The organism is Streptomyces sp. ADMS (assembly GCF_033441795.1).
GTDB lineage: Bacteria > Actinomycetota > Actinomycetes > Streptomycetales > Streptomycetaceae > Streptomyces.
In genome coordinates this window covers 1-4,275 of the sequence record NZ_JAVFVX010000230.1, presented here as the reverse complement: position 1 = coordinate 4,275, position 4,275 = coordinate 1, and the positions used below count along the sequence as shown (strand labels likewise).

The window sequence follows — 4,275 nt, the reverse complement described above, 5'->3', positions numbered from 1 at the left end:
GACGCCGTCGCCGACCATGGCGACCTTGCGGCCGCCGCGTTGCAGTTCGGCCACCGTGGCCGCCTTGTCCCCGGGCAGGACCTCGGCGATGACGGTGTCGATGCCCAGACGGTCAGCGATCCGCTCGGCGGTCGCCTGGTTGTCGCCGGTGAGCATGACCACTTCGACGCCGAGGGCGTGCAGTTCGGCCACGGCGGCGGCCGACGTCTCCCGAGGCGCGTCCGCGATGCCGATCAGGCCGGCCGCCTGTCCGTCGACGGCGGCGATGACGACAGTACGGCCGGTGGCGGCCAGCGCCTCGCGTCGGGCGGCCAGTTGGCCGAGGTCGACGCCTTCGCGCAGCGCCAGCCGGCGGTTGCCGACGGCGACCCGGTGGCCGTCGACGGACGCGGTCGCACCGTGGCCGGGAACGTTCGCGAAGTGCCGCGCGCTCACTGCCGTCACGGCCCGGCTCTCGGCGTACCGCACGACGGCTTCGGCCAGCGGGTGCTCGGACTCGCGTTCCACCGCCGCGACGAGCCGCAGCAGTTGGTCCTCGTCCGTTCCCGGGGCGGTGATCAGGTCGGTCACCTCCGGCTCGCCCTTGGTCAGGGTGCCGGTCTTGTCCATGACCACGGTCTGGATCCCGGCCGATGCCTCCAGGGCGACGGCGTTCTTGAACAGCACCCCGCGCCGGGCGCCCAGTCCCGTGCCGACCATGATGGCCGTGGGGGTGGCCAGACCCAGGGCGTCCGGGCACGTGATGACGACGACGGTGATGGCGAACAGCATCGCGGTGCCCAGCGAGCGGTCGGTGGCCAGCAGCCAGACGGCCAGCGTCGCGGCGCCGCCGATCAGGGCGACGAAGACCAGCCAGAACGCGGCCCGGTCGGCGAGCCGTTGGCCCGGGGCCTTGGAGTTCTGGGCTTCCTGGACGAGCTTGACGATCTGTGCCAGGGCGGTGTCGGCGCCGACCTTGGTGGCGCGCACGCGGAGCGTGCCGTTGGCGTTGATGGTCGCGCCGACGACCTGCGAGCCGGGGGCCTTGTGCACCGGCAGGCTCTCCCCGGTGACCATCGACTCGTCGACCTCGCTCTCGCCCTCCTCCACGAGCCCGTCGACGGCGATCTTGGCTCCGGGCCGGACCAGCAGCAGATCGCCGGCCACGACCTCGGCGGTGGGCACCTCCACCGGCTCCCCGTCCCGCACGACGAGTGCCGTGGGCGGGGCGAGGTCGAGCAGGGTGCGGATGGCGTCGTTGGCGCCGCCCCGGGCGCGCATCTCGAACCAGTGGCCGAGCAGCACGAACGAGGCCAGCACGGTGGCCGCCTCGTAGAAGACGTCACCGCCCCCGGTGAGCGTGATGATCAGCGAGTACGTCCAGCCGGAGCCGACGGCGACCGCGACCAGCACCATCATGTCCAGGGTGCGGGCACGCAGGGCCCGTACCGCGCCGCCGAAGAAGATCGAGCACGCGTAGAAGATCACCGGCAGGCTCAGCAGCAGCGCCCAGACATCCTGGCGCAGCCCGAAGGGCACAGGGGCGTCGACACCGAAGACGTCCTCGCCGATCGGCGACCAGATGACGATGGGGATCGAGAACAGCAGCGCCACCAGGAAGCGGTTGCGCATGTCGGCCACCATCGCCGCCATCGACATGGCTCCGTGGCCGCCGTGCCCCATCAGTTCGTGCGGTGTCGGCATCCCCTCGGCCTCGGCGGGAGCCTCGGCCGCCGCATGCCCGACGTGCTCGGCATGCCCCGCGGGCGCGGTTGGAGCGGCCACCCGCGCGGCATGGCCCTCATGCGTCGCATGACGGTCCTCAGCGGCTTCGACAGCAGGGTCCGGCTCGGCCATCGGATCACAGACATGGGACGGCACCGACTGGCCCGCGCAGTGGTAGCCGCATTCGGTCACCCAGCGGCGCAGCTCGGCCAGCGACGTACGCCGCGGATCGAAGACCACCGTCGCCGACTGCGCGACCGGGTTGACCTCGACCTGAAGTACGCCAGGCCGCCGGCCCAGCGCAGCGGCGACGGTGCTCTGCTGGGACGCCCAGGCCAGACCGCGCACATCCAGAACCGCCGTACTGTGCTCCTTGCCAGGATTTTCGTGCCCAGACGTTTCGTGATCGTGATGACTCGCGTGGTGCTGCACGGTCAGTCCTCCTTCGGCGAGTGAGCCCGGGACGGCTGGGGGCAGGGCCGTCGACGACGTGGAGCCGGCCGAAAGGGCGTGAGGGGCCTGCTTGTCTCGCGAGAGAGAGTGTGGCGTCCGCAATCCTGCCCGCGTGGCGGGACCGGGAACAGGCCACTCTTCGCGCCAGGCAGGTTTGACCAGCAGGTTCTTGGCCTCATCGGCCACCTCGGCGTCGGCGTCGGCGTCGCGACCACGGCGTAACGGGCGGTCACGGTCTGACTGCGGGAGGAGAAGTCGCGTGTCCGCCGCTGAGGGCATGACCGGCGAAGCCGAGGACCGCGCCGAGGACGGCCCCGTAGGCCAGCCCGCTCAGCATCAGCAGCAGGACGTCGTGGTTGCCGGCGGCGAACACCGACAGCAGCAGTCCGATCAGCAGCCCGAACCAGGCGCCGGTACCGGCGCCGGCCAGGGCGGCCCGGCCGAGGGTGAGGCGGCCGGGAACGGTCCCGGCCATGCGCAGGTCCGTACCGATGATCGCGGTGTGTTCCACCGGGAATTCACTGTCGGACGGGAAGCCGACCGCGCGCTGGGCGCCGGTGCAGGTCGGATACGAGCCGACGACCGGACGGTCGACCGCCACGGTGGGCGGGTACTGGGTCATCGAAGGGCTCCCTTCGTCATCAAGCAGCCTGCGCCCGTATCACCTCCCCTGCAACGGACACCGCGACGGGTGAGCGCACGTGGACTCTGCTGCGCAGTTCCTCGGGGCCGCTGGACCGCACTCCGTGACCTGCGGCGACGCGGCCGTGCTCGGTGCTCCGGGTGGCTGTTCCTGCGGGTCCAGCGATTGCGCAGCAGAGTCCACGTGGTGCGCAAAGGCAGGGCGGTGACGTCGAGGACGGCCGCCAGACTCGGGCCCGATCAGCCTGGCCGGGCGGCTGGAGGAGCGGGCTGACACGCTGTTCGCCGAGAACGGAACTGTGCCGGGTGGTACCGGTCGGCGTCGTCGAGCGGTGCTCCTCGCGCGGGGACCGGCACCGGGCCCGACCGGCCCCGGTATGGGCCGGTCGGGCCCTGCCCTCCCTGGGTGTCGCGAGGCGAGGATGGTCCCAGGCCGAGCGTGCGGCCTGTGTCCTCATCGGCGCGCAGGGAAGAGCACGGGTACGCAAGGGCCGAGGTTGCGGCCCGGACCACGGCACCGGAGCCTGAGGATGTCCGTCCGTAACCGCGGCAGTGACGTGGACAAGGAACCGGCCCGGATGAAGGCGCAGCTCCCGGCGTCCGCCGCGCCGCCGGCCGTGGAGGGCGGCGGGACCCGGCAGACTCCGCCGGAACAGGAGGCAACGTCATGATCATGCGGATTCTCGGCGAGGGCCAGTACGAGACCGCCGAAGAGCGTCTCGACCGGCTCAACGAGCTGGACGCCCCGCTGCGGTCGGCCGCCGACCCGGGCGACGAGCAGGTCTTCGCCTCCGCGCTGTCGGCCCTGCTGGACGCGGTGCGCAGCCTCGGCACACCACTGCCGGACGAAAGGATCACGCCCTCCGACCTGGTGCTGCCCGACGAGGACACCAGCCTCACACAGGTGCGCGAACTGCTCTCCGACGAGGGCCTGATCCCGGGGTGATGACGATGCGCAGCCGCTTCGAGCCCGACCGGCAGCTGACCACCCGCATGGTGGTCACGATGTTCCTGCTCGGGCTGGTGTACGTGGCGTTCATCGCCGCGCTGATCGTGCTGCTCAAGTCCGTCGTCGTGGTGGTCGTGATCGCCGCCGGGCTGCTGGGCGCACAGTTCTGGTTCTCCGACCGGATCGCCCTGTACGCCATGCACGGCCACCTGGTCACAGCAGAGGAACAGCCCGAGCTGCACGGGGTCATCGACCGGCTGTGCGCCACCGCGGACATGCCCAAACCCCGGGTGGCCGTCTCGGAGATGGACCTGCCCAACGCGTTCGCCACCGGCCGCAACGCCGACCACGCCGTCGTCTGCGTCACCACCGGGCTCCAGCGCCGCCTGACGGCCGAGGAACTCGAAGGCGTCCTCGCCCACGAGCTCTCCCACGTCGCGCACCGTGACGTCGCGGTGATCACCATCGCCTCGTTCCTGGGCGTGATCGCCGGACTCATCGTCCGCTTCGCCTTCTACTCCCAGCTG

General features: G+C 71.4%; 5 protein-coding genes. 3 read left to right on the top strand and 2 right to left on the bottom strand.

Annotated elements, in window-relative coordinates; translation table 11 throughout:
• The coding region (locus RB628_RS39530) for a heavy metal translocating P-type ATPase (protein ID WP_318325485.1) at window positions 1-2,136 on the bottom strand (2,136 nt) is incomplete at its 3' end.
• Window positions 2,137-2,386: 250 nt separating this feature from the next.
• A complete protein-coding gene (locus RB628_RS39525; RefSeq protein ID WP_318325484.1) occupies window positions 2,387-2,779 on the bottom strand; it encodes a general stress protein in 393 nt (130 codons plus the stop codon).
• Window positions 2,780-3,329: 550 nt separating this feature from the next.
• Between RB628_RS39525 and RB628_RS39520 the strand changes: the two genes are divergently transcribed.
• The 3 genes from RB628_RS39520 to RB628_RS39510 all read left to right on the top strand — a co-directional run.
• Window positions 3,330-3,470, top strand: coding sequence for a hypothetical protein (locus RB628_RS39520; protein ID WP_318325483.1), 141 nt, complete (start codon window positions 3,330-3,332; stop codon window positions 3,468-3,470).
• Window positions 3,467-3,745 (top strand): PspA-associated protein PspAA, encoded by a 279-nt coding sequence (gene pspAA / locus RB628_RS39515; RefSeq protein WP_318325482.1) that lies wholly within the window; start codon window positions 3,467-3,469, stop codon window positions 3,743-3,745. Before RB628_RS39520 ends, pspAA begins: the two co-directional genes overlap by 4 nt.
• Window positions 3,746-3,750: 5 nt before the next feature.
• Window positions 3,751-4,275, top strand: a 525-nt coding sequence (locus RB628_RS39510) for a M48 family metalloprotease (protein ID WP_318325486.1), incomplete at its 3' end; no start/stop codon positions are given.

Bases quoted from the DNA above. Each gene is read 5' to 3' on its own strand.
- RB628_RS39525 (WP_318325484.1), bottom strand. From the start codon at position 2,779: ATGACCCAGTACCCGCCCACCGTGGCGGTCGACCGTCCGGTCGTCGGC.
- RB628_RS39520 (WP_318325483.1), top strand. From the start codon at position 3,330: ATGTCCGTCCGTAACCGCGGCAGTGACGTGGACAAGGAACCGGCCCGG.
- pspAA (WP_318325482.1), top strand. From the start codon at position 3,467: ATGATCATGCGGATTCTCGGCGAGGGCCAGTACGAGACCGCCGAAGAG.